Genomic DNA, 21,436 nt, shown 5'->3' on the forward strand with positions numbered 1-21,436 from the left:
CGGACCGCCGTTCACTCGCTCACCAGCGCGCGCAGCCAATCGGGCAGCGCCAGCGCCTTCTGCTTCGGGAAGTCGACCCAGATGGTGGTCGCGCCGCCGGCCGCGCAGATCACGTCGGGCTCTTCCTCGCGGGCCATGGTGCCCCAGCTCTCGAAGGTAGTGCGGCCGGGGTCGCTCACGTACATCTTGAGCAGCACGTTGCCCGGGTATTCGATCTGGCGGTAGAAATTGCAGAAGGCGTTGACGATCACCATGCCCTCGCCGCCAGGCTCGGGCTCGAAACCGATGGAGTGCATCCAGTCGATACGCGCGGTTTCGAGGTAGCGAAAGTAGGTGCCGTTGTTCAGATGGCCCATTGCATCCATGTCGCCCCATCGGATCGGGATCGACGTTTCATACACGAGCTTTTTCTTTTCAGGGATTTCGATTCTCATCGGTGCGCCTTGATGGATGCGAGGATGCCCAGCACGAACAGCAGCGCCGCCGCCCACTCGGCGGCCTGCGGCCAGCGGCCGTCCCAGACGAAGGAATAGAACAGCGCGAACAGCGTCTCGCTGACGATCAGCTGGCCACACAGGCTGGCGGACAGGCGCTGGCTCGCGACGTTCCAGAGGATCGTCGCCAGCCACGACGAGCCGAAGCCGCTCGCCAGCGCGATCCACATGAACAGCATGCCGTCGGGCTGCGCCTTCAGAGTGGCCACGTCGCTGCCCGCAAAGCCCCACAGCAGCAAGGCGCCCAGGCCGGTCGCCACGCCGAGCCAGTTGGCCCAGTCGGTTGCGTTGAGCTCGGTGTGGCGCTGCAGCCAGGCGGCGTTGAGCAGGCCGTACACCGTCCAGCTTGCCATTGCGGCCAGCGCCAGCGCGATGCCCCAGCCGAAGCGGGCACCGCCACTGCCTGCGCCGTGCTGCGCGGACCATGCGCCGTAGATCATCAGCGCGATGCCCGCGCCCGTGAGCAGCAGCCCCGGCAGCAGCGCGCGCATCCGCAGGCCGACGGGCCGGCCCAGCAGCATCATCCAGACGGGGATCGTGCCGATGATGAGGCTGGGTACCTCGGTACCCGCCGCCTCGATGCCGAAGGCCAGCAGCAGGTAGTAGCCGGTAAAGCCCAGCACGCTGAGCCCCAGAGCCGCGAGCGCTTGTCGCCCGTTGGGCCAGCGCACAGCAGCCGGTCGCGCAAACACAGCCAGCGCCGAGACCGCTCCGAACACCGCGAAGCGCGAGGCCGTGATGTCCACCATGCCGAAGTGACCCACCATGCGCGGTGCCACGAAGGTCAAGCCCCAGAGCGCACCCGCGGCCAGCCCGGCCGCAATGCCGACCCAAGCCCGCGGACTCAGAGCGAGAACCCGTCGTCGGCCGCGATGACAGCGCCGTTCACGAAGTGGCTCTGGCCGCTGGCCAGCAGCACGATCAGGCCGTCCAGGTCTTCGGGCTTGCCCACGCGCTTGCGCGGCAGCATGTTGACCAGCTTGGCGCCGCCTTCGGTGCTCCAGTGTTCCTCGTTGAGCTCGGTCGTGATGTAGCCCGGGCACAGCGCGTTCACGTTGATGCCGAAGCGACCCCATTCGAGCGCCATGGCCTTGGTCATCTGCACCACGGCGATCTTGCTCATGCAGTACGTGCCGATCTGCGGCATGACCTTGAGCGCCGCCGCCGACGCAATGTTGATGATGCGCCCACCGATGTAGGTGCCAGGCGCCGTGCCCTGGGCGCGCGCCAGCATGCGCTTGCCGACCTCTTGCGCCACGAAGAAGGAGCCCTTCACGTTGGTGTCGAAGATGTAGTCGTAGTCGTCGGGAGTCACGTCCTGCAGGCGCTGTGTGGTGCTCACGCCCGAGTTGTTGACCAGGATGTCGATGGCGCCCACCTCTGTCTCGGCACGCGCGACCGCCGCCTTGATGCTGCCGATGTCGGTCACGTCGAGCTCGACCACGTGGGCGTCGCCGCCCTCGCCTTCGATGCGTGCGCGCAGCTCCTTGAGCTTCTCGACGCGGCGGCTGGCCAGCACCACAGCGGCGCCCGCACGAGCCAGGGTTTTCGCGAACTGGGCGCCGAGCCCGCTGGAGGCGCCGGTGACGAAGGCCACGCGGCCGGAAAGATCGATGCTGTAAGCCATGAACTGAATCCTGTGGAGTCGCGCAGGTGACGCCCAAGCGCCCCGCCCACGAGTGACACGGACCGCCCGTGGACGCCGCATAAAATGCCCCGCAACCCGGGAAGCCCCGCGCCTCGAAAAATCATTATCGACCCAACCCACATGACCCACGACGAAATCCTCGCCCAGTTCGGCCCTCGCGAAGCCATGGAATACGACGTGGTCGTGGTCGGTGGCGGCCCGGCCGGCCTCTCGACCGCGATCCGGCTCAAGCAACTCGCCGCGCAGCACGAAAAAGAGATCTCGGTCGTGGTGCTCGAAAAGGGCTCGGAGCCCGGCGCGCACATCCTCTCGGGCGCCATCATGGACCCGCGCGCGCTCAACGAACTGCTGCCCGACTGGAAGGAACTGGGCGCCCCGCTGAACCAGCCGGTGACAGACGACGCGATGGTGTTCCTGGGCGAGAAGTCGAGCCTGCGCACTCCCAACCTCTTCCTGCCGGCCTGCTTCCAGAATCACGGCAACTACATCATCAGCCTGGGCGCCTTCACCAAGTGGCTGGCGCAGCAGGCTGAAAATCTCGGCGTCGAGATCTTCCCGGGCTTTCCGGCCGCTGAAGTGCTCTACAACGAAGACGGTTCGGTGCGCGGCGTGGCCACCGGCAACATGGGTGTCGGCAAGGACGGCGAACCGACCGAGAACTTCCAGCTCGGCATGGAGCTGCTGGGCAAATACACGGTGTTCGCCGAAGGCGCGCGCGGCCACCTGGGCCGCCAGCTCATCGCAAAGTACAAGCTCGACGCAGGTAAAGACCCGCAGACCTACGGCCTCGGCGTGAAGGAAGTCTGGGAAATCGACCCCAAGCGCCACCAGCCCGGCTTCGTGCTGCACACCGCCGGCTGGCCGATGGACAACAACACCTACGGCGGCGCCTTCCTCTATCACATGGAGGACAACAAAGTCACCATGGGCTTCATCACGGGTCTGGACTACAGCAACCCCTACCTGAGCCCGTTCGAGGAAATGCAGCGCTGGAAGCTGCACCCCAACATCCGCTGGTACCTCGAAGGCGACGAGGCCAAGGGCATCAAGCCGGCCAAGCGCATCGGCTACGGCGCGCGCGCCATCACGGCCGGCGGCCTGATGTCGCTGCCCAAGACGGTGTTCCCGGGCGGCGCACTGGTCGGCTGCGAGGCCGGCTACCTCAACGTGAGCCGCATCAAGGGCAGCCACGCCGCCATCAAGACCGGCATGCTGTGCGCCGAGGCCGCCTTCGACGCGGTCACAGCCGGCCGCCAGCACGACGAGCTCACGGCCTACCCGGCTGCCTTCGAGAAGAGCTGGCTGCACGCCGAGCTGAACAAGGCGCGCAACTTCAAGGCCTGGTTCAAGAAGGGCCTGGGCATTGCAACTTTCATGAACGGCATCGAGCAATGGCTGCTCAAGGGCCACATTCCATGGACGCTGCACCGCAACAAGCCCGACCACCAGTATCTGAAGCCCGCGGTGGAGTGCAAGCCCATCGTCTATCCGAAGCCGGACGGCAAGCTCACCTTCGATCGTCTCTCCAGCGTGTTCATCAGCAACACGAACCATGAAGAGCAGCAGCCGGCCCACCTGACGCTGAAGGACGCGACGGTGCCGGTCAACATCAACCTCGCCAAGTTCGCTGGCCCTGAGAGCCGCTACTGCCCAGCCGGCGTGTACGAGTTCGTCGGCACGGAAGACGGCAAGCAGCGTCTGCAGATCAACGCGCAGAACTGCGTGCACTGCAAGACCTGCGACATCAAGGATCCGACGCAGAACATCGTGTGGGTTACGCCTGAGGGCGGTGGCGGGCCGAACTACGTGGGGATGTAAGGCGCTCTGCGCTTGTTTGGAAAAGCCCTCTTCGGAGGGCTTTTTCGCTTCGGTGCTGTGTGCGCTCGGGGGTGCGTGCGAAGGCCACCGGGTGCTCCCCTCCGCGAATGTCCCCCGGCCTTCGGCCTCCTCCTTTATTTCGCTGCGGGGAGCACCCGGCGCCCTTCGCACGATGAGTGCTGCTGTTGTGTTTGCCGATCAACTGCCGCTCTATCGGCTCTTCAACGTCTGTCCGCACTCCCCGCGTCCAGGAAATATTTACGGCTTCACGCCGCCTCCGCGCTTGCGCGCATACAGATACGCCCCTGCCGTGCCGCATGCGACCGGCAGTGTCAGTGCCAGCCACGCGTACCAGCCGGGTATCGAGGATCCGTAGGGCCCTATCACCATGAGCACGAAGAACGAAGCCGTCATCAGGCCTGCGGCCAGCCCGTGCCGACAAGGCCGGCTGCGCGCATGCGATGCGGCGACATAGCCACAAGCAAGGTAGACACACACCCCGAGCGCAAACGACAGGACGAGGCTGGGTGTCAACGCAAAACCGTAGACCTGCGCATAGGCCTCCTTGGGAGAGGCGCCCAGCGACTGCAGGACCAGGGTGCTCACATTAGCGAGCAGGGTACTGCCATAGGTCTGTCCGCCGACACCAACCGCCGCGCCAAGCAACGCGGCGCGCCAACTGAACCGGTCGCTATCGATCCGGTCCGGGTCGAGATTGCGCACGGCATCCGACACTTCAAATCTGCTGTCCATGAACTGATCCTCCGCTCCAGCAGGTACTTTAAGCGTGAACTCATCCGCGACAGGAGCACTGCGGAAAGCATCGTCCGGTTTTTTCCGCGGCGATGCGTCCATTCGGAAACCCGTGGCGTAAATGGAATCAGGACGGCGATGCACGTTGCCGCCCGCCAACCCATTCAACTTCTCGAAGAGGATCTTTCGCCATGAACACCCTGCTCCACCGCATCGCCATCGCCGCAACTCTGGCCCTCGCCGCCGGCCACGTGCTCGCCGCAGACCCGGCACCTGCCCCCGCACCGGTCGCCAAGGCTACGCCTGCCAACAAGCTGTCCGCCGCCCGCGCCCTTATCGCCGACAGCAAGTGGACTGCAGCCATCAGCGAACTCGAACGCGTCAACGACACCGGCAATGCCGACTGGAACAACCTCATGGGCTACACCCTGCGCAAGTCCGGCGCCGGCAAGTGGGCCGCCTCGGAGAAGTACTACGACGCCGCGCTGAAGATCGATCCGAAGCACGTCGGCGCACTCGAATACTCTGGTGAGCTGTACATCTCGATGGGTGACCTGCCCAAGGCCGAGCAGCGTCTTGCCGCGCTGGGCCAGGCCTGCAACATGGCTTGCCCGGAGTACAAGGACCTGAAGGCTTCCGTCGAGAGCTTCAAGGCCGGTGGCGCCAAGAAGAGCTGAGCATGAGGCGGGCCGGCCGGCCCGCTTCATGTGGCGGCTACCTGGCAACCAGGAAGACGTAGTCCGCGCTGTAGTCCTGCCGGATGCGCTTGCCCGCATCGGCCTGCGCCTCGCACCCCTTTGCCGGCGCATTGCCGCCAAGGGTATTGATGCGCTGCACGCTGGTAACGTCGGCCAGTTTGCCGGGGCCGCCCGCCGACTTGGCGGACAGCAGCAGCCACGGAATGTCGGCCTCGCGCTGGCCGTTGGCGCGGGCCTTCACCGTGCCCAGCGTCTTGCTGCCGTCCAGCGCGGTCCAGTTGGGCCCCGCGCCGTGCGTGCCGGCCTTGGCGCCGCCGGGGCCGTAAAGCTCCGCCTCGGGCGCCACGAACTGCCAGGCCAGCGCGCCCTTGTCGCCGGCCTTGCATTCGTAGATCTGCACGCCCACTGCGTGCCAGGTGAAGGCGGCGCGTTCGCCATCGGATGCCCTGATGGCGGCCGGCAGTTCGGTGGCTGGCGATGCGCAAGCAGCAAGCAAGGCGGCGCCCAGCAGGGCAGCGCACGAGGGAAGAATTCGCGTCGATTTCAATGTCATGGCATTTCCCGGTTCAGGAAGACAAGATAAACGAACGAGTGCGGACCGGATCATCCGGCCCTTCTCCAGAAACGACACGCACGCAGGAACGGATGCAATACTCGCCCGCATGAATAGAAATATTCTGATGAGCCTGCAAGACCTGATCGCCGGCGCGGCCCGTGGCGACCACGCGTGCTTTGCCCAGATCTACGAACGCACGCACCTGCATCTGTTCGGCGTCGCGGTTCGTATGTTGGGCAATGAACAGGCGGCCGAAGACGTGCTGCAAGAGGCCTATGTGAGCATCTGGAAAAACGCGGGCGGCTATCGCTCCAGCGTCGACGGGCAAGAGATCCAGCCCATCACCTGGCTGATCGCGATCGTGCGCAACAAGGCGCTGGACGCGCTGCGCGCGCGCAAGCGGCGCAACACCCACGAACAACCGCTGGCCACGGGTCCGGACGGAGAGGCAGAAACCGAGGCCGATACGGCAGCCGACCCGGCCCCCGGCGCAGCGCAGCTGTTCGACCAGGCCATGCATGCGCTTCGCATTGATGGCTGCATGTCTGCGCTCGACGGCAGCTTCCGCCAGAGCCTGGCGCTTGCCTACTACCAGGGCCTGTCGCACACCGAGGTGGCTGCACAGATGAATGCGCCGCTCGGCACGGTCAAGGCATGGATACGGCGCGGGCTCGACAAGCTGCGTGCCTGCCTGAGCGCGCAAGGGGTGGCGCCATGAGATACACCGACGCCCGCCTGCTCGATGCACTGGCATCGGCCTACGCATTGGGCACGCTCGAGGGCGGCGCACGGCGGCGCTTCGAGCGGCTGATGCGCGATCGCGCGGACGTGCGCGACGTGGTCGCGCAATGGGAGCAGCGGCTCGGGCAGCTGGCCCTGTCGGTACCGCAGCGCAAGCCTTCGGCCGATCTCTGGCGCGCGATCGCCGCACGCACCCAACCCGCCCAGGCACAGCAAGCACGACAGGCACGGCCTTCTCACTGGACCAGCTGGCTGCGGCCCGCAGGCTTCAGCTTCGGCGGGCTCGTGGCGGGCGTCATCGCCGCAAGCGCGCTGTTCCTTGCCGTGCCCGGCGCCTTCATCACGAGCGACCAGCTCGCGATGCGTACGGGCGAGCGGCTGCCGCAAAGCTATGTGGGCGTGCTCACCGACACCGAGGGCCGGGGGCGACTGCTGGTCAGTTCGCTGCGGCATGGCCGCACGGTCACGCTGAAGGTGCTGGGTGCGACGGCGCTGCCCGTTTCGGGCGACGAACGGCTCGTGCTGTGGGCCTTGCCCGCCGATGCAGCGCCCTTCGCCATCGGCGCGGTGCCGGCGAGCGGCGCTGGCACGCTGACGCTGCCCGACACCTCCGAGAAACTTCTGTCGAAGGTCTCGCGCCTCGTCGTGACGCGCGAGCGCAGCGCCTCGCCCGCGGCCCCCAGTGCCGATGTGGTGTTGAGCGGCGCCTGCGCCAAGCTCTGGTGAGCCTCGCTTATTCTTGCGGCTCACAGGAGACAAAACCCATGCAGATCGTCATCACCGGCGGCGCCGGTTTTCTGGGCGCGCGCCTCGCACGCACGCTGTTGAAGCAAGGCAAGCTTTCGCTGGCCGGCGCACCGGCCCAGCCCATCGAACGCATCACGCTGGTCGACCGCGCGGGCGCTCCCGCCGACCTCGCGGCCGATGCGCGCATCACCACCGTGACGGGCGACCTGAACGCACAGCTTGCCGCTGACGCAGATGCCACCGTCTGGCGCGAAGCCGATGCCATCTTCCACCTGGCCGCCGCGGTGAGCGGTGAATGCGAAGCCGACTTCGACCTCGGCATGCGCAGCAACTTCGCGGCCACGCATGCCTTGCTCGAAAAAGTACGCACGCTCGGCACGAAACCCGTGCTGGTGTTCGCCAGCTCGCTAGCGGTGTTCGGCGATTCGCCCGAGCAACCGCTGCCGAAGGTGATCGAAGACCACACGCTGCCCACTCCGCAGACCAGCTACGGCATCCAGAAATTCATTGGTGAACAGCTGGTGGCCGATTTCACGCGCAAGGGTTTCGTGCGCGGGCGCAGCGTGCGGCTCATGACGGTGAGCGTGCGCCCGGGCAAGCCCAACGGCGCGGCCTCGGGCTTCTTCAGCGGCATGATCCGTGAGCCGCTGGCCGGGTTGCCCGCCGCCTGCCCCGTGCCCGACGCAACGCCTGTCGCCATTGCGTCACCGGCGCGCACCATCGAAGGCATCATCCGCGCCGCCGAGGCCAGCGATGCGCAGTGGGGCCCGCGCACCGCGCTCAACCTGCCCTCTCTCGCCACCACGGTCGGCGAAATGGCCGCGGCGCTGGAGCGCGTGGCCGGCAAGGCCGCCACCGCCCTGCTGGACCGCACACCCGACCCGACGATCCAGCGAATCGTGAAGACCTGGCCGGGCCACATCGATACCGTGCGCGCGAGGGCGCTGGGGCTCATGTCTGACGAAAACTTCGAGACCGTCATTCGCGAGTACGTCCGTGAAAATCCCGACGCGGTAAAGCTCCCGGGTGTTGCATAGTCCGTTGCGCCTGACGCGCACCTGACCCCAACCCCCGGAGACATCATGAAACTCGGCCACATCGCCGCCGCCTGCCTTTCGCTTGCCCTGGGCGCTTCCGCCTTCGCGCAGCAACCGACCGTTCTGAAGATCGGCTACGCGACTTCCAAGGAGTCGCACTACGGCGTGGGCTCCACGGTGTTCTGCGAAGAAATCGAGAAAGGCACCCAAGGCCGCTACAAGTGCCAGCACTTCGCCAACTCGGCACTCGGCGGCGAGCGCGAGCAGATCGAGGCCATCCAGCTCGGCACGCAGGACCTGGTCAACACCTCGACCGGCCCGGTGGGCAACTTCGTGCCCGAGGTCAAGATCGTCGACATTCCGTTCCTGTTTCGCGACTACGACCATGCGCGCAAAGTCATGGACGGCCCCATCGGGCAGGACATCCTGACCAAGTTCCCGAGCAAGGGCATCATCGCGCTGGCCTGGACGGAGAACGGCTTTCGCCACATGACGAACAGCAAGCGCGACATCGTCAAGCCCAGCGACGCGGCCGGCCTGAAGATGCGCACCATGGAAAACAAGGTGCACATGGACGGCTACCGCACCTTCGGCATCCTGCCCACGCCCATGGCTTTCCCTGAACTGTTCGGCGCGCTGCAGCAAGGCACGGTCGACGGGCAGGAGAACCCGATTCCGGTGATCCTGTCGTCGAAGTTCTCGCAGGTGCAAAAGCACCTCTCGCTCACGGGCCACGTGTACTCGCCGGCGCTGCTTCTGCTGTCGCCGAAGGTGTGGAACAAGCTGTCTGACGCCGACAAGAAGGTGTTCACCGAGGCCGCGAAGAAGGCCGCCATTGCCCAGCGCAAGAAGGTCAACGACGACGAGAACAACGGCATTGCCCAGCTCGAGAAAGACGGCATGAAGGTCACGCGCACCGTCGACGGCGCCGCCTTCCGCGAGGCGCTGAAGCCCGCCTACGTGAGCTACGCCAAGGAATTCGGCGCGGACAACATCAAGAAGATCACGGACGTCAAGTAAGCCCTGAGCCGCAACGGCCGGCCCTCCGGCAACGCGCCCGGCACGCATGCGTGCGCCGGGCGCTTCGTTTTTCAGACAGAACAGAGAACAACACAAAGTGCAAGCCTTCGAGCGCTACTTTCTCGCCGCCAACCGCTGGGCGCTGATTCTTCTGCTGGCCGCCATGTCGGTCATCATCTTCACCAACGTCGTGCTGCGCTACACCACGAGCCAGTCGCTCGAATGGGCGGAAGAGGTGTCGCGCCACATGATGATCTGGCTCACCTTCCTGGGCGCCGGGCCGGTGCTGCGCTACGGCGGGCACATCGCGGTCGAGAACCTGCAGGACGCCTTGCCCCGCAGCGCGGCCGTCGCGGTGCGCATCGTCGTCGCCGGGCTGCTCTTCGCATTCTTCGGCTTCATGGTCTGGTACGGCTGGCTGTACATGGAACGCACGATGTTCCAGCTCACTGCCGTGACTCAGATTCCGTTCGCCTACATCTACAGCGCGATGCTGTTCGGCGGCATCTTGTTGATCGTGCACTGGCTGCTGGTGGTGCGCGGCTACGTGCTGCGCAGGGAGTTCGCGTCCGACGCGCACTTCGACGCCAACGCCTCGGCGTCGCTGTAAGGAGAACGACCATGGACGCAAGCATTGTTCTGATCGTTTCCGCCTGCATTTTCCTGGCCATCGGCGTGCCGGTGGCCTTTGCGCTGGGCCTTTCCACCGTTACCACGCTGATCCTTGCGGAGAACTACCCGCTGATGGTGCTGCTGAAGGAAACCTTCACCGGCATCGACAGCTTTCCGCTGATGGCGGTGCCCTTCTTCATTCTTGCGGCCGAACTCATGAGCGGCGGCTCGCTCACCGAGGTGCTGCTGCGCTTCGCAGGCCAGTTCGTGGGCCACCGACGCGGCGGGCTGGGCTACACCAACGTGGTGTCGCTGACCTTCTTTTCGGGCATCTCGGGCTCGGCGCTGGCCGACGCGGCGGGGCCGGGGTCGATGCTCATCAAGATGATGGACAAGGCCGGCTACGACCGCTCGTACGCGGCGGCGCTCACGGCCTCGACCGCCATCGTGGGGCCGATCATTCCGCCCTCGATCATCATGATCATCTACGCGCTGCAGGACGAAAGCGTATCGGTCGGCACGCTGTTCGCGGCCGGCATCATGCCGGGCATCCTGATCGCGGTGGCGATGTGCGTCGTGAACTTCTACGTCTCGAAAAAGCGCAACTACAAGGGCGACGGGCAAACACCTCCGCTGCGCGAGATCCTGGTCACCACTTGGAAGGCGATTCCCGCGATCCTGCTGCCGGTGGTGATCCTGGGCGGCATGCGCGCCGGCTGGTTCACGCCGACCGAGGCCTCGGTGGTGGCGGTGTTCTATGCGCTGGTGTGCGGCAAGTTCGTCTACCGCACGCTCGAGTGGAAGATGCTGCCCGACATCCTCTCGCGCTCTGCCCTGCTGTCGGCTTCGGTGCTGATCATCATCGGGCTGTCGGCCTCGTTCGCGTGGGTGCTGACCATCGAGGGCATTCCGCAGCAGATGGCCGAATGGCTCATCAGCATGAACCTCTCGCCGTGGATGTTCCTGATCATCGTCAACGTGTTCCTGCTGCTGTTCGGCATCTTCATCGAGCCACTGCCGGGCGTGATGGTGCTGGCGCCGATCCTCGCGCCGGTGGCCATCAAGCTGGGCGTGGACCCGGTGCACTTCGCGATGATCGTGATCTTCAACCTCACGCTGGGCATGATCACGCCGCCGGTGGGCGGGCTGCTGTTCGTGACCTGCAACGTGTCGAAGGTACCGATGTCGGCGCTGGTGAAGGAGCTGGTGCCGTTCCTTTGGGCGCATGGGGCTGTGCTGCTCATCCTGACCTTCGTGCCCGCGCTGAGTACGTGGCTGCCGCACGTACTCGGGTTCAAGTAGCGGCCTGGGCTCCGGGGCCTGATCGGCCCGGTGAATCGGCGGATGTTCACTGCCAGAATCGGGCGACGGGCCAAGGGCCGACAACCGACAAGGAGGGGACTGCGCCATGAATCGATTCCTGAGCTGCCTGCTGGGCGGCGCCTTGCTGGCTCCGGCTGCCTTCGGCGCCCCGCCCGCAACGCCCGCCGCGGCACCAGCCCCCGTATCGGCAGCAGCGCCGGCCGATCCCGCCTCCAGCATCCGCGAAGTCGAAGCCGCCGTGCGCGCCTGGGCCGCGGCCTGGTCAGCCCGGGACGTGGTGCGCTACCTGGCCGCCTATGCACCCGACTTCACGCCGCCCCGAGGCCAGGACCGCAAGGCCTGGGAGGCGGACCGCCGCGCGCGCATTACCGACAAGACGACCATCAGCGTGAGCATCGACAGCCTGGTCATCAGCGTCCAGGGGCAGGCGGCCAGCGCAAGCTTTCAACAGACCTACAGCGCCGACAAGCTGCGCGAGAAGAGCCGCAAGACGCTGGAATTGCAGCGCGTGGGCAACCAGTGGCTCATACGCAAGGAAAGCGCGGGCTGAAGGCCAGCCGCGATTGCCCCTGTAAGGCAAACGGTTCATGAAGATGTCACCACTTGCAACGATGCTGCAGCCCTCGATTCCCGAAAGCTGTGGCTGCCATGTTTCCCACCAAGACCGACAAGGCGCGCGACGAACTCCAGGGCGGACAGCGCACGCTCAGCCAGCGTGAGCGCGCCCTGCTGCTGATGGCCGATGGCCGGCGCTCGCTGACCGACTTCAGTCCGCTGTTCTCCAACCGGGTTGAAGCCGAACAGGCGATCCAGGCGCTGGTGCAGCGGGGCTACCTGCAGGCCCCACAAGCTGCTGCTGCGGCACCCGCGCCCGCACCGGCGGCCCCCGCCCGGCCCGCGCCTATCGCCGCCGCCGAGCCGATCCAGGTCGCCACCACCTCGGCCGACACCTTCGACGGCAAGCGCTCGCTGGCCACCACGCGCATGTTCCTGTTCGACATCTGCGAGCGCATGTTCGTGCGGCGCGACCCGAAGTTCGCGCTGCAGATGCGCGACGCCCTGCGCGAGGCCCGCGACCGCGAGGCGATGCTGACCATCGCCGCGCTGATGCTCACCGAGATCGAGAAAACCGCCGGGGTGGAGCGGGCCGAATCGCTGCGCGAGCGCATCGACAAGCTGCTGCCGCCGGCCGAAATCATCCACTGACGCCGAACCCCGGCCCCGCGCGATCCACTACACTCGCCAGGGTCAGGAGAGAGCCCCGCGTGCCGGGGCCGCCGAAGGCGCAGGGGTTTCCCGAACGCTCAGGCAAAAGGACTGACAAGGCGCCGGTGAACACCGGCGTTTCCTTGCTGGAGAGAGGCCGTTGCAGTGAAAACTGCCCATCGGCCCACCGAAGGAGCAAACCCCGATCGTGGGGCGAATCTCTCAGGTAAAGCGGACAGCAGGGGTGGCCCATGGCTTGCGTCATGGATTTCGTCTGCCCCTTTGGAGTGCCCCGTGGCTGCTTCTTCCGCCCCCGCTACCGAACTTCTCAAGACGCCGCTGCACGACCTCCACGTGGAGCTCGGTGCCCGCATGGTCCCCTTTGCCGGCTATTCGATGCCGGTGCAGTACCCCGCCGGCCTGATGGCCGAGCACAAGCACACGCGCGATGCGGCCGGCCTGTTCGACATTTCCCACATGGGCCAGCTGCGCCTCGTTGGGCCCGACGCAGCGGCCGCCTTCGAAACCCTGATGCCAGTCGACGTGATCGACCTGCCCGCCGGCAAGCAGCGCTACGGCCTGCTGCTGAACGACGAAGGCGGCATCCTCGATGACCTGATGTTCTTCAATGAAGGCAACGGCTCGATCTTCGTGATCGTCAACGGCGCCTGCAAGGTGGCCGACATCGCCCACATCCAGCAGAAGATCGGCAGCCGCTGCCAAGTGCAGCCCCTGCCCGACCACGCCCTGCTCGCGCTGCAGGGCCCGCAGGCCGCGGCCACGCTGGCGCGGCTGTCGCCCGGCATCGAGCGCTTCGTGTTCATGACGGGCGGTGCGGTGCAGATCGGCGGCATTGCCGCCTTCGTCACCCGCAGCGGCTACACCGGGGAAGACGGCTTCGAGATCTCGGTGGCCGCGAAGGATGCCGAGGCGCTGGCCCGCCTGCTGCTGGCCCAACCCGAGGTCAAGCCCATCGGCCTGGGCGCGCGCAATTCGCTGCGGCTCGAAGCCGGCCTGTGCCTCTACGGCAACGACATCGACACCACCACCACGCCGGTCGAGGCCTCGCTCAACTGGGCGATGCAGAAGGTGCGCCGCACAGGCGGCGCGCGCGAAGGCGGCTTTCCAGGCGCGACAAAGATCCTCGCGCAGCTTGCCGTCGCTACCGCAGGCGCTGCCGGCCACACCGACCACAACACGCTGAAGCGCAAGCGCGTGGGCCTCGTCGCCCTCGAACGCATTCCGGTGCGCGACGGCACGGTGCTGCAATCTTTCGAAGGCCACGACATCGGCATCGTCACCAGCGGCCTGCTCGGCCCGACGGCCGACCGCTGCATCGCGATGGGCTACGTGGCCACCGCTTTTGCCGAGCCGGGCACGCGCGTGCAGGCCATCGTGCGCGGCAAGCCGGTGCCGATGGAAGTCTCGACGATGCCTTTCGTGCCCACTCGCTACTACCGCGGCTGAGCCCGGTCGACCCGGCTAGGCTCTACACCCCGATTCATTTTTTCCACGAGGAGTTTTTCCATGAGCATCAAGTACACCAAGGACCACGAATGGGTGTCGGCCGAAGGCGACGCAGCCACCGTCGGCATCACCGTGCATGCGCAGGACGCGCTGGGCGACGTGGTGTTCGTCGACCTGCCCGAAGTCGGCAAGACCTTTGCGCAAGGCGAAGTTGCCGGCGTCGTCGAATCGGTCAAGGCCGCGGCCGACGTGTTCATGCCCGTGTCGGGCGAGATCACCGAAGTGAACGAGGCGCTGCGCGCCGACCCGTCGCTCGCCAACAGCGATCCGCTGGCCGCCGGCTGGTTCTTCAAGGTCAAGCTGAGCGAGCCCGCGCAGCTCGACGCCCTGCTGGACGCGGCCTCCTACGACAAGTTCGCCGCCGAATCCTGATCCGCTGAGTTTCTCAGCCACCTTCCTTCTTCTCCCCGAGCCCTCACCGCCATGCCGACGCCTGCCCTTCCCTCTTTGCAAGAACTAGAGAACGCCGAAGAATTCCTCGCCCGCCACATCGGCATCGATGCGGCGGACGAGGCGCGCATGCTGCCGGTGATCGGCTCAGAAACGCGCGCGGAGCTCATCGACGGCATCGTGCCCGCGGCCATCCGCCGCGCAAAGCCGATGCGCCTGCCCGCACCGGCCACCGAAGCCGATGCGCTGGCCGAGCTGAAGGTGATGGCGTCGAAGAACAAGGTGTTCAAGAACTTCATCGGCCAGGGCTACTACGGCACGCACACGCCGGGCGTCATCTTGCGCAACGTGCTCGAGAACCCCGCCTGGTACACCGCCTACACGCCCTACCAGGCCGAAATCTCGCAGGGCCGCATGGAAGCCCTGCTCAACTTCCAGACGATGGTGTGCGACCTCACGGGCATGGCCATCGCCAACGCCTCGATGCTCGACGAGGCCACGGCCGCAGCCGAGGCCATGACGCTGGCCAAGCGCAGCGTGAAGAGCAAGAGCAACGTGTTCCTGGTGTCTGGCGATTGCCATCCCCAGACCATCGAAGTCATCAAGACGCGCGCCGCGCCGCTGGGCATCGAAGTGAAGGTGAGCACCGTGTCGGAAACGCTGCCGCACCTGATGGTGAGCGGCGAGTTCTTCGCCGCGCTCGCACAGTACCCCGCCACCACCGGCCACGTGCACGACCTGCGTCCGCTCGCGGGCCACGCGCATCAGTGCGACGCCGCCCTCATCGTCGCGGCCGACCTGCTGGCGCTCACGCTGCTCGTCGCACCCGGTGAATTCGATGCCGACATCGTCTGCGGCACCACGCAGCGCTTCGGCATGCCGCTGTGCAACGGCGGCCCGCACGCCGCCTACCTGGCCTGCCGCGACGAATTCAAGCGCTCGCTGCCGGGCCGCCTGGTCGGCGTGAGCGTCGACACGCACGGCCAGCCCGCATACCGCCTCGCACTGCAGACGCGCGAGCAGCACATCCGCCGCGAGAAGGCCACGTCCAACATCTGCACCGCGCAAGTGCTGCCGGCCGTGGTGGCCAGCATGTACGCCGTTTACCACGGGCCCGATGGCCTCACGCGCATTGCGCAGCGAGTGGCAGCGCTCACGGCAATCCTCGCCAAGGGCCTCACGCAGATGGGCCGCGAGCCGGTCAACACCACCGCTTTCGACTCACTGACCATCCGCACCGGCGAAGACACGCCGGCAATCATCGAGCGCGCGCAGGCGGCCGGCGTCAACCTGCGCCAGCGCCTGCAACAGCACCTGGGCATCTCGCTCGACGAGACCAGCACGCGCGCCGACGTCGAAACCCTGTGGAGCCTGTTCGCGCCCGCCGGCATGCAGGCGCCGCGCTTCGATGACCTGTCGGGCAGCACCACGCCGCTGATCCCCGAAGACCTGCGCCGCAGCAGCGCCTTTCTCACGCACCCGGTGTTCAACACACACAAGAGCGAAACCGCGATGCTGCGCTACATCCGCAGCCTGTCGGACAAAGACCTGGCGCTCGACCGCAGCATGATTCCGCTGGGCAGTTGCACGATGAAGCTCAACGCAACGAGCGAGATGATCCCCATCACCTGGCCCGAGTTCGCCAACATCCACCCCTTCGCGCCCGCCGAGCAGCAGCAGGGCTATGCCCAGCTCGACGCCCAGCTGCGCGCCTGGCTGTGCGAAGCCACCGGCTACGCGGGCATCAGCCTGCAGCCCAACGCCGGCTCGCAAGGCGAGTACGCAGGCCTGCTGGCCATCCGCTCGTTCCATGAAGCCAAGGGCCAGGGCCACCGCAACATCTGCCTGATTCCGTCTTCCGCACACGGCACCAACCCCGCGAGCGCGCAGATGGTGGGCCTGCAGGTGGTGGTGACGGCCTGCGACGCGCAGGGCAACGTCGACATGGACGACCTGAAGCGCGCCTGCGAAAAGCACAGCGACAAGCTGGCCGCAGTGATGATCACCTACCCCAGCACGCACGGAGTGTTCGAAACCCGCGTGAAGGAACTGTGCGAGCTGGTGCATGAACACGGCGGCCGCGTGTATGTCGACGGCGCCAACATGAACGCGCTGGTCGGCGTGGCTGCGCCGGGCGAATTCGGCGGCGACGTGAGCCACCTGAACCTGCACAAGACCTTCTGCATTCCGCACGGCGGCGGCGGCCCCGGCGTGGGCCCGGTGTGCGTGGTCGAAGACCTCGTGCCATACCTGCCTGGCCACGTGACGGCCGGCGTGCCGTCGAACGGCGTGGGCGCCGTGTCGGCCGCACCGCTGGGCAATGCGGCCGTGCTGCCGATCAGCTGGATGTACTGCCGCATGATGGGCGCCAAGGGCCTGCAGGCTGCGACCGAAACGGCCATTCTCAGCGCCAACTACATCAGCGCGCGCCTGAAGGACCACTACCCCACGCTGTACGCGAGCCCCAATGGGCACGTCGCGCACGAGTGCATCCTCGACCTGCGCCCGCTGAAGGACACCAGCGGCGTCACCGCCGAAGACGTGGCCAAGCGCCTGATCGACTACGGCTTTCACGCGCCTACGCTGAGCTTCCCCGTGCCCGGCACGCTGATGGTCGAGCCGACCGAGAGCGAGCCGCTGGCCGAACTCGACCGCTTCATCGACGCGATGATCGCCATCCGCGGCGAAATCCGCCGCATCGAAGAAGGCGTGTGGCCGAAGGAAGACAACCCGCTCAAGCACGCGCCGCACACGGCGGCGAGCCTGCTCGGCACCGAGTGGAGCCACCCGTACTCGCGCGAACTCGGCGCGTTTCCGCTGGCCGAACTCAAGAACGCGAAGTACTGGCCGCCCATCGGCCGCGTCGACAACGTGTACGGCGACCGCAACCTGTTCTGCAGCTGCGTGCCCGTGGACGACTACAAGGAAACCGAAGAGGCCTGACGAACCCCGAGAAGGCGGGCGGCAACCCAGCGGCCCTTCTACGGCGGGGATTCGCGACGATAGGTCGCCCACTTCACGGTCAGGATGTCTGCAGCGATCTTGGCGGCATTGACGCCCGCATAGGCTTCGGACGGATCGAACTGGAATGCCTCCTGGTATCGCTTGACCTGCGCATAGTCCTGGTCGAAGGTCATCGGACCCATGAGTTCGGCAGGATCGGTGCCCGCTGGAAGCGCGAGGAATTTCTCCGAATCGGTTGCACTCTGGTAGAGGTCGACGCTCATCAGGTTCATACGGGTGTCCTCGAGGTTTTGATCTTGAGAACAAAGCCTCAGCGACATCCGTGCAGCACGCAATCGGTCCGCGCCTACACAGCGCGCCGGAGGAATGCTCACGGGCGCCCGTGTACGTCGAGCGCCGTGCGGCGTCAGGGTTGCTTCTTCTTCGCCACGTCGCCCGTGGCGATCTGCTGGCGCAGGCCGCGCAGGCTGGTCTTCACCTTGCGCTCGTTCTCCGGCCCCATGCGCACCATGATCTTCTGGCCGGAAGACAGCGACTCCAGCTTGGGGTCAGCGTATTCATAGCGCACCCACGGCCGGGTCGAGGGCACGTCACCCTTCACCTCGACCAGCCGCACCTCCACCGGCCCCTTGGGCTCGGGCGCCTGCAGCAGATGGTCGATCACGGCAATGAGCCGGTCGTTGAAGTAGCGGCCCGGATAGCCCAGCTCTTCGTACGCCTGCTGGAACAGCGGATAGAGCTTTGCGTACACGGCCGCCGCCTTGGCCGGGTCGACCGACTCGGCCAGCAGCACGACGGCGTTGTAGCGCGCGGCGTTGTTCGCGGCAATCGTCTGTACCTGCCCCTGCTGCCCGTCGGTGATGAAGCGCTGGCCCGTGGGCAGCACCGGCCATGCGCTGGGCGGAGCCTGTTCGCGCGCGAGGTTGTCGACGGTGGTGACGAAGCGGCGCACGATGCCGTCGGGGTGCATGTACGCTGCAACGTTCTTGCCGCCGAACAGTTCGATCAGCGCCTTCGTCACGCGCGCATCGGAATCAGGCAGCTTGGGCAATGCCGCATCGGGCGGGGCCAGTGCATCCATGGGGTTCTGCGGCTCGGCGGACGCTGCCGAGGGCGGCGCCGGTGGTGGCGGCGGTGCGGGCGCGTCATTGGGCGCCGCGGCCACTGGCACGGGTTCTGCCAGCATCTGCTGCTGATACCAGCGCCAGCCCAGGTAGGCAGTCCCGAGCAGCACCAGCACGAAGGCGACGATGGCGCCTATGGGCATTTCGCGGCGGGGTCTGAACTCAGGGGCGTCGCGCGTGTCGCTGTCGGGCTCGGGCATGAGGTGGGTTTCCTTGTGCGGGAATGTCGGGGAAGCGAACGGCTATGGTGCACCAATTCGGGCTGCGCACCAGCCCCGTCGTCGTAACGCCCTGTGACGCGCCCGCCGCGCGGAAGTTCACACGCTCAGCCCGCGAGCCGCACCACATGCGCCTGCCGCGGATCTACCCTGCCCGCGTGCAGGTCGGCGATCACGGCTTGCGCATGCGCGAAGCCCTCGCCTTGCGCCAGCGTCATCCATCGATTGCCGGGCCTGCTCAGCTCGGCGATGAAGCTGCCTTGCGCCTCGTTGAAGCGCCGGTTGACCTCCTGCGGGCCCCAGTCGGCATTGCGCTTGCGGATCTGCACGGGGGCGAAGTAAAGCTGGGGCGTCGGGCCGGGCAGCGAGGTTGTGTCACCGAGAAATTCTGTCTTCTGCGCGGAGCCCGCATAGCAGTCGTACACCAGCGCTTCGCCGAAATGGTGGTGAATGGTCGCGCGCAGGTCGTCGTTGCCCGAGAAGTCGACGTACAGCGTGGGCACATCAGCCGGCAGCGCCGTCACTTCTTCATAGCTCAGCGTGCGGTCGTAGCAACCCAGGCTCTCCACGAAAGCGCGATTGGCGTTGGACGTGGCCGCAATCAGCGCCAGCCCTTCGCGCTGTCGCAGGCAAAAGGCCGTGCCGAACGCGGTCTTGCTCGACGCGCTCGACACCACGACCTGCTTCGCGCCGAAGAAGGCGTTGTCTTCCAGGAAGTCGGCCAGCATGAACGAGGTGATGAACAGCGGGCGCACCAGCATCTGGTAGTCCTCCAGCGCGGCGACGTAGCCCGCGTCGTTGCTGCAGCGCATGTACTGGTTGTAGGCCGACACCAGCTCGCTGCGGTGCGGCGCGCCGTCGTAGAAGCCGCGCGGCGTTACGCGCACCGGCTGCATGCGCAGGTGGCTCGCTATGGGAAAGTAGCCGTAGAAGCGCTCGCCCACCGCCACGCCCTCCACATTCGAGGCGACCACATCGGCAAAGCCCCAGGCCGGCATGTGACCCCAGTCGGCATCGCCTGTCGGGAAGAACTGCCAGTACTTCATGACCGCGTCGCCGAAAGCCGCGTAGGTGATGTTGTTGGTGGTCAGCGAGAAGCGGCCGATCTTCAGCAGCACCTCACCGGGCTGCAGCTCGCCGGTGTCCTGCGTGGTCACGACACGGGTGGTGCCGAGGGCGTTCTTGCGCGTTTCGAGGCGGGTTAAAGTGAATGCGTTGTTCATTCGCAAACTGTATGGCGGCCCGTCTCCCGGCGGGTTCGGAAAACCGTCGATGCCGGACGCACCCCGCTCCAAGCCCCTGAAACGCCCCACGCAGGCACGCAGCAAATTCACCGTGCAGGCGATCTACGACGCCTTTGTTCGGATTTGGTCCGCGCACGGCTGGGAGGGCGTGACCACGCGCGCAGTGGCGCTGGAAACCGGCATCGCGGTCGGCACGCTCTACGACTACTTCCCCGACAAGGAAGCCCTGCTCTCGGGCTATGTGCGCCACTGCATCGAGGCGCTACTCGCGCGGCTCGATGCGGAAGTGATCGCACCGGCCGACATCGGCTGGCAAACACGCGTGCAGCGCCTCGTGCGTATCACCTGCGACACGCGGCTCGAAGGGCTGCCGGCCTTCGACCACGAGATGCTGATGCTCGAACACCGCGTGGCGGAGCCCAAACATCACCGCCGCGTGTACGACGAACTGGCTGACAGGTGGCTCAAGGCCTTTGCCGCTTGCACAGACCTGCAGCCGCAGCCCTCGCCCGCCACCATCCATGCGCTGCTGACCGCCGCATGGGGCGGCCGACGCTATCGCCTGCTGGTGCAGCCCGAAGCGGGCAACGACGAGTGGGTGGCCGAGATGGAAGCGATGGTCATGGCGCGCTTGTCTACGAACTTGTCGGCGCGCTGAGCGATTGCAGCCACGCCAGCGTGGCCTGCAACTCGGCCGGACGGATCTCATGCGCACCCGGAAAGTCCGCGCCCGACAGTGCCAACGGCAGCGTGCGCGCGAACTCGCGCGTAGCCTGCGCAGCGCTCGGCGGAATCACGTTGTCGGCGCTGCCATGGCTCACCCACAACGCCTTGCCCTCGAAGGCCTCCGGCGCCGCGACGTGCGGCAGCACCTGCGACAGCAGCCGGCTGTGCCACACCATCGCGGCGCGCACGCTCTCGGGCTTTGTCAGCAGCAGCGACAGCGCCATGATGCCGCCCTGGCTGAAGCCGCCGACCACCACGCGTTCCGCCGGCACGCCAAGTTGCTTGCCGGCCGACGCGATCATCTCGCCGACCAGGAAGCGGCTTTCGCGCTCCTGCTCTTCGTCGATCCGGCGTTCACCATCGGGCAGTATCTGGAACTCGAACCACGCGTAGGCATCTGGCGACAGCACGTAGGGCGCGCGCAGGCTCAACACGTTGAACTGCGGCGGCATCATGCGCGCGAGGCCGAACAGGTCTTGCTCGTTGCTGCCCACGCCGTGCATCAGCACCAGCAGCCAGGGTTCGCGAACATCGGATTGCGCGCCATGCGCGAGAAACTTCAGGGGCAGATGCAGTTGGGTCATGGTTTG

Annotated in this window: 23 protein-coding genes and 2 riboswitches; of the genes, 14 read left to right on the forward strand and 9 right to left on the reverse strand. The window is 66.4% G+C overall.

Annotated elements, in window-relative coordinates; all coding sequences use genetic code 11:
* Positions 1-11 precede the first annotated feature (11 nt).
* The 3 genes from AC07O3_RS11120 to AC07O3_RS11130 all read right to left on the reverse strand — a co-directional run bounded on the left by AC07O3_RS11120 (position 12) and on the right by AC07O3_RS11130 (position 2,121).
* Entirely contained in the window at positions 12-434 is a 423-nt protein-coding gene (locus AC07O3_RS11120) for an acyl-CoA thioesterase (RefSeq protein ID WP_093073272.1), read from the reverse strand.
* Entirely contained in the window at positions 431-1,261 is an 831-nt protein-coding gene (locus tag AC07O3_RS11125) for a DMT family transporter (RefSeq protein ID WP_495339340.1), read from the reverse strand. Before AC07O3_RS11125 ends, AC07O3_RS11120 begins: the two co-directional genes overlap by 4 nt.
* A 77-nt stretch (positions 1,262-1,338) precedes the next feature.
* Positions 1,339-2,121: an SDR family oxidoreductase gene (locus tag AC07O3_RS11130; protein ID WP_093055581.1), complete on the reverse strand. Its 783-nt coding sequence runs from the start codon at positions 2,119-2,121 to the stop codon at positions 1,339-1,341.
* A gap of 141 nt (positions 2,122-2,262) precedes the next feature.
* Here AC07O3_RS11130 and AC07O3_RS11135 point away from each other — a divergent pair, with 141 nt between their 5' ends.
* Positions 2,263-3,960, forward strand: coding sequence for an electron transfer flavoprotein-ubiquinone oxidoreductase (locus AC07O3_RS11135; RefSeq protein ID WP_495339316.1), 1,698 nt, complete (start codon positions 2,263-2,265; stop codon positions 3,958-3,960).
* Positions 3,961-4,218: 258 nt separating this feature from the next.
* Here AC07O3_RS11135 and AC07O3_RS11140 read toward each other — a convergent pair whose 3' ends face one another.
* Entirely contained in the window at positions 4,219-4,815 is a 597-nt protein-coding gene (locus AC07O3_RS11140) for a hypothetical protein (RefSeq protein ID WP_426389117.1), read from the reverse strand.
* 89 nt (positions 4,816-4,904) lie between these two features.
* On the opposite strand from AC07O3_RS11140, the gene AC07O3_RS11145 reads away from it, so the two are divergent.
* The gene (locus AC07O3_RS11145; RefSeq protein ID WP_426389118.1) at positions 4,905-5,390 is read left to right on the forward strand and encodes a tetratricopeptide repeat protein; all 486 of its coding nucleotides are present in this window, start codon (positions 4,905-4,907) and stop codon (positions 5,388-5,390) included.
* Between the two features lie 37 nt (positions 5,391-5,427).
* Here the strand turns inward: AC07O3_RS11145 and AC07O3_RS11150 are convergent, their stop codons facing one another.
* Entirely contained in the window at positions 5,428-5,964 is a 537-nt protein-coding gene (locus AC07O3_RS11150; protein WP_495339317.1) for a DUF3455 domain-containing protein, read from the reverse strand.
* Positions 5,965-6,091: 127 nt separating this feature from the next.
* On the opposite strand from AC07O3_RS11150, the gene AC07O3_RS11155 reads away from it, so the two are divergent.
* From AC07O3_RS11155 to gcvP, 11 genes are all read left to right on the forward strand, one after another.
* Positions 6,092-6,685 (forward strand): RNA polymerase sigma factor, encoded by a 594-nt coding sequence (locus tag AC07O3_RS11155; RefSeq protein ID WP_354338228.1) that lies wholly within the window; start codon positions 6,092-6,094, stop codon positions 6,683-6,685.
* Complete coding sequence (locus tag AC07O3_RS11160; protein ID WP_495339318.1) at positions 6,682-7,434, forward strand: anti-sigma factor; 753 nt, start codon at positions 6,682-6,684, stop codon at positions 7,432-7,434. Before AC07O3_RS11155 ends, AC07O3_RS11160 begins: the two co-directional genes overlap by 4 nt.
* 38 nt (positions 7,435-7,472) lie before the next feature.
* Entirely contained in the window at positions 7,473-8,492 is a 1,020-nt protein-coding gene (denD, locus tag AC07O3_RS11165) for a D-erythronate dehydrogenase (RefSeq protein ID WP_495339319.1), read from the forward strand.
* A gap of 45 nt (positions 8,493-8,537) precedes the next feature.
* Positions 8,538-9,512, forward strand: a complete 975-nt coding sequence (locus tag AC07O3_RS11170) for a TRAP transporter substrate-binding protein (protein WP_495339320.1) — start codon at positions 8,538-8,540, stop codon at positions 9,510-9,512.
* Positions 9,513-9,609: 97 nt separating this feature from the next.
* Complete coding sequence (locus tag AC07O3_RS11175) at positions 9,610-10,122, forward strand: TRAP transporter small permease (RefSeq protein WP_093055565.1); 513 nt, start codon at positions 9,610-9,612, stop codon at positions 10,120-10,122.
* A gap of 11 nt (positions 10,123-10,133) precedes the next feature.
* The gene (locus AC07O3_RS11180; RefSeq protein WP_495339321.1) at positions 10,134-11,426 is read left to right on the forward strand and encodes a TRAP transporter large permease; all 1,293 of its coding nucleotides are present in this window, start codon (positions 10,134-10,136) and stop codon (positions 11,424-11,426) included.
* 106 nt (positions 11,427-11,532) lie between these two features.
* Complete coding sequence (locus tag AC07O3_RS11185; RefSeq protein WP_093073256.1) at positions 11,533-11,997, forward strand: L,D-transpeptidase Cds6 family protein; 465 nt, start codon at positions 11,533-11,535, stop codon at positions 11,995-11,997.
* Positions 11,998-12,095: 98 nt separating this feature from the next.
* A complete protein-coding gene (locus tag AC07O3_RS11190; protein ID WP_097198882.1) occupies positions 12,096-12,653 on the forward strand; it encodes a hypothetical protein in 558 nt (185 codons plus the stop codon).
* Positions 12,654-12,686: 33 nt separating this feature from the next.
* A riboswitch (glycine riboswitch) is annotated at positions 12,687-12,777 on the forward strand.
* A gap of 12 nt (positions 12,778-12,789) precedes the next feature.
* Positions 12,790-12,902: riboswitch (glycine riboswitch) on the forward strand.
* Positions 12,903-12,947: 45 nt separating this feature from the next.
* On the forward strand, positions 12,948-14,120 hold the full coding sequence (gene gcvT, locus AC07O3_RS11195) for a glycine cleavage system aminomethyltransferase GcvT (RefSeq protein ID WP_097198881.1): 1,173 nt from the start codon (positions 12,948-12,950) through the stop codon (positions 14,118-14,120).
* Positions 14,121-14,180: 60 nt separating this feature from the next.
* Positions 14,181-14,552, forward strand: a complete 372-nt coding sequence (gcvH, locus tag AC07O3_RS11200) for a glycine cleavage system protein GcvH (protein WP_093055555.1) — start codon at positions 14,181-14,183, stop codon at positions 14,550-14,552.
* Between the two features lie 51 nt (positions 14,553-14,603).
* Positions 14,604-17,513 (forward strand): aminomethyl-transferring glycine dehydrogenase, encoded by a 2,910-nt coding sequence (gene gcvP, locus AC07O3_RS11205; RefSeq protein ID WP_495339322.1) that lies wholly within the window; start codon positions 14,604-14,606, stop codon positions 17,511-17,513.
* Positions 17,514-17,551: 38 nt separating this feature from the next.
* Here gcvP and AC07O3_RS11210 read toward each other — a convergent pair whose 3' ends face one another.
* From AC07O3_RS11210 to AC07O3_RS11220, 3 genes are all read right to left on the reverse strand, one after another.
* Positions 17,552-17,806 (reverse strand): hypothetical protein, encoded by a 255-nt coding sequence (locus tag AC07O3_RS11210; protein WP_093055551.1) that lies wholly within the window; start codon positions 17,804-17,806, stop codon positions 17,552-17,554.
* 134 nt (positions 17,807-17,940) lie between these two features.
* Entirely contained in the window at positions 17,941-18,858 is a 918-nt protein-coding gene (locus AC07O3_RS11215) for a DUF3014 domain-containing protein (RefSeq protein ID WP_097198878.1), read from the reverse strand.
* A gap of 125 nt (positions 18,859-18,983) precedes the next feature.
* Complete coding sequence (locus AC07O3_RS11220) at positions 18,984-20,099, reverse strand: DUF2855 family protein (RefSeq protein WP_495339323.1); 1,116 nt, start codon at positions 20,097-20,099, stop codon at positions 18,984-18,986.
* A 49-nt stretch (positions 20,100-20,148) separates the two neighbouring features.
* Here AC07O3_RS11220 and AC07O3_RS11225 point away from each other — a divergent pair, with 49 nt between their 5' ends.
* Positions 20,149-20,778, forward strand: coding sequence for a TetR/AcrR family transcriptional regulator (locus AC07O3_RS11225; RefSeq protein ID WP_093073244.1), 630 nt, complete (start codon positions 20,149-20,151; stop codon positions 20,776-20,778).
* On the opposite strand, the gene AC07O3_RS11230 is transcribed toward AC07O3_RS11225, so the two are convergent.
* Positions 20,756-21,430, reverse strand: a complete 675-nt coding sequence (locus AC07O3_RS11230; RefSeq protein ID WP_495339324.1) for an alpha/beta hydrolase — start codon at positions 21,428-21,430, stop codon at positions 20,756-20,758. The two genes, AC07O3_RS11225 and AC07O3_RS11230, sit on opposite strands and share 23 nt — an antisense overlap.
* Positions 21,431-21,436: the final 6 nt, after the last annotated feature.

It is taken from the genome of Variovorax sp. GW821-FHT09D05 (genome assembly GCF_059416325.1).

What these genes read in the sequence shown, in the direction of transcription:
- AC07O3_RS11225 (WP_093073244.1), top strand. Translation starts at nt 20,149, where the DNA reads ATGCCGGACGCACCCCGCTCCAAGCCCCTGAAACGCCCCACGCAGGCA.
- AC07O3_RS11150 (WP_495339317.1), bottom strand. Translation starts at nt 5,964, where the DNA reads ATGACATTGAAATCGACGCGAATTCTTCCCTCGTGCGCTGCCCTGCTG.
- AC07O3_RS11135 (WP_495339316.1), top strand. Translation starts at nt 2,263, where the DNA reads ATGACCCACGACGAAATCCTCGCCCAGTTCGGCCCTCGCGAAGCCATG.
- AC07O3_RS11220 (WP_495339323.1), bottom strand. Translation starts at nt 20,099, where the DNA reads ATGAACAACGCATTCACTTTAACCCGCCTCGAAACGCGCAAGAACGCC.
- AC07O3_RS11170 (WP_495339320.1), top strand. Translation starts at nt 8,538, where the DNA reads ATGAAACTCGGCCACATCGCCGCCGCCTGCCTTTCGCTTGCCCTGGGC.
- AC07O3_RS11130 (WP_093055581.1), bottom strand. Translation starts at nt 2,121, where the DNA reads ATGGCTTACAGCATCGATCTTTCCGGCCGCGTGGCCTTCGTCACCGGC.
- AC07O3_RS11125 (WP_495339340.1), bottom strand. Translation starts at nt 1,261, where the DNA reads ATGGTGGGTCACTTCGGCATGGTGGACATCACGGCCTCGCGCTTCGCG.
- AC07O3_RS11180 (WP_495339321.1), top strand. Translation starts at nt 10,134, where the DNA reads ATGGACGCAAGCATTGTTCTGATCGTTTCCGCCTGCATTTTCCTGGCC.
- AC07O3_RS11145 (WP_426389118.1), top strand. Translation starts at nt 4,905, where the DNA reads ATGAACACCCTGCTCCACCGCATCGCCATCGCCGCAACTCTGGCCCTC.
- AC07O3_RS11210 (WP_093055551.1), bottom strand. Translation starts at nt 17,806, where the DNA reads ATGAACCTGATGAGCGTCGACCTCTACCAGAGTGCAACCGATTCGGAG.
- gcvH (WP_093055555.1), top strand. Translation starts at nt 14,181, where the DNA reads ATGAGCATCAAGTACACCAAGGACCACGAATGGGTGTCGGCCGAAGGC.
- AC07O3_RS11140 (WP_426389117.1), bottom strand. Translation starts at nt 4,815, where the DNA reads ATGGACGCATCGCCGCGGAAAAAACCGGACGATGCTTTCCGCAGTGCT.
- AC07O3_RS11160 (WP_495339318.1), top strand. Translation starts at nt 6,682, where the DNA reads ATGAGATACACCGACGCCCGCCTGCTCGATGCACTGGCATCGGCCTAC.
- AC07O3_RS11230 (WP_495339324.1), bottom strand. Translation starts at nt 21,430, where the DNA reads ATGACCCAACTGCATCTGCCCCTGAAGTTTCTCGCGCATGGCGCGCAA.
- denD (WP_495339319.1), top strand. Translation starts at nt 7,473, where the DNA reads ATGCAGATCGTCATCACCGGCGGCGCCGGTTTTCTGGGCGCGCGCCTC.
- AC07O3_RS11185 (WP_093073256.1), top strand. Translation starts at nt 11,533, where the DNA reads ATGAATCGATTCCTGAGCTGCCTGCTGGGCGGCGCCTTGCTGGCTCCG.
- AC07O3_RS11120 (WP_093073272.1), bottom strand. Translation starts at nt 434, where the DNA reads ATGAGAATCGAAATCCCTGAAAAGAAAAAGCTCGTGTATGAAACGTCG.
- AC07O3_RS11215 (WP_097198878.1), bottom strand. Translation starts at nt 18,858, where the DNA reads ATGCCCGAGCCCGACAGCGACACGCGCGACGCCCCTGAGTTCAGACCC.
- AC07O3_RS11155 (WP_354338228.1), top strand. Translation starts at nt 6,092, where the DNA reads ATGAGCCTGCAAGACCTGATCGCCGGCGCGGCCCGTGGCGACCACGCG.
- gcvP (WP_495339322.1), top strand. Translation starts at nt 14,604, where the DNA reads ATGCCGACGCCTGCCCTTCCCTCTTTGCAAGAACTAGAGAACGCCGAA.
- AC07O3_RS11190 (WP_097198882.1), top strand. Translation starts at nt 12,096, where the DNA reads ATGTTTCCCACCAAGACCGACAAGGCGCGCGACGAACTCCAGGGCGGA.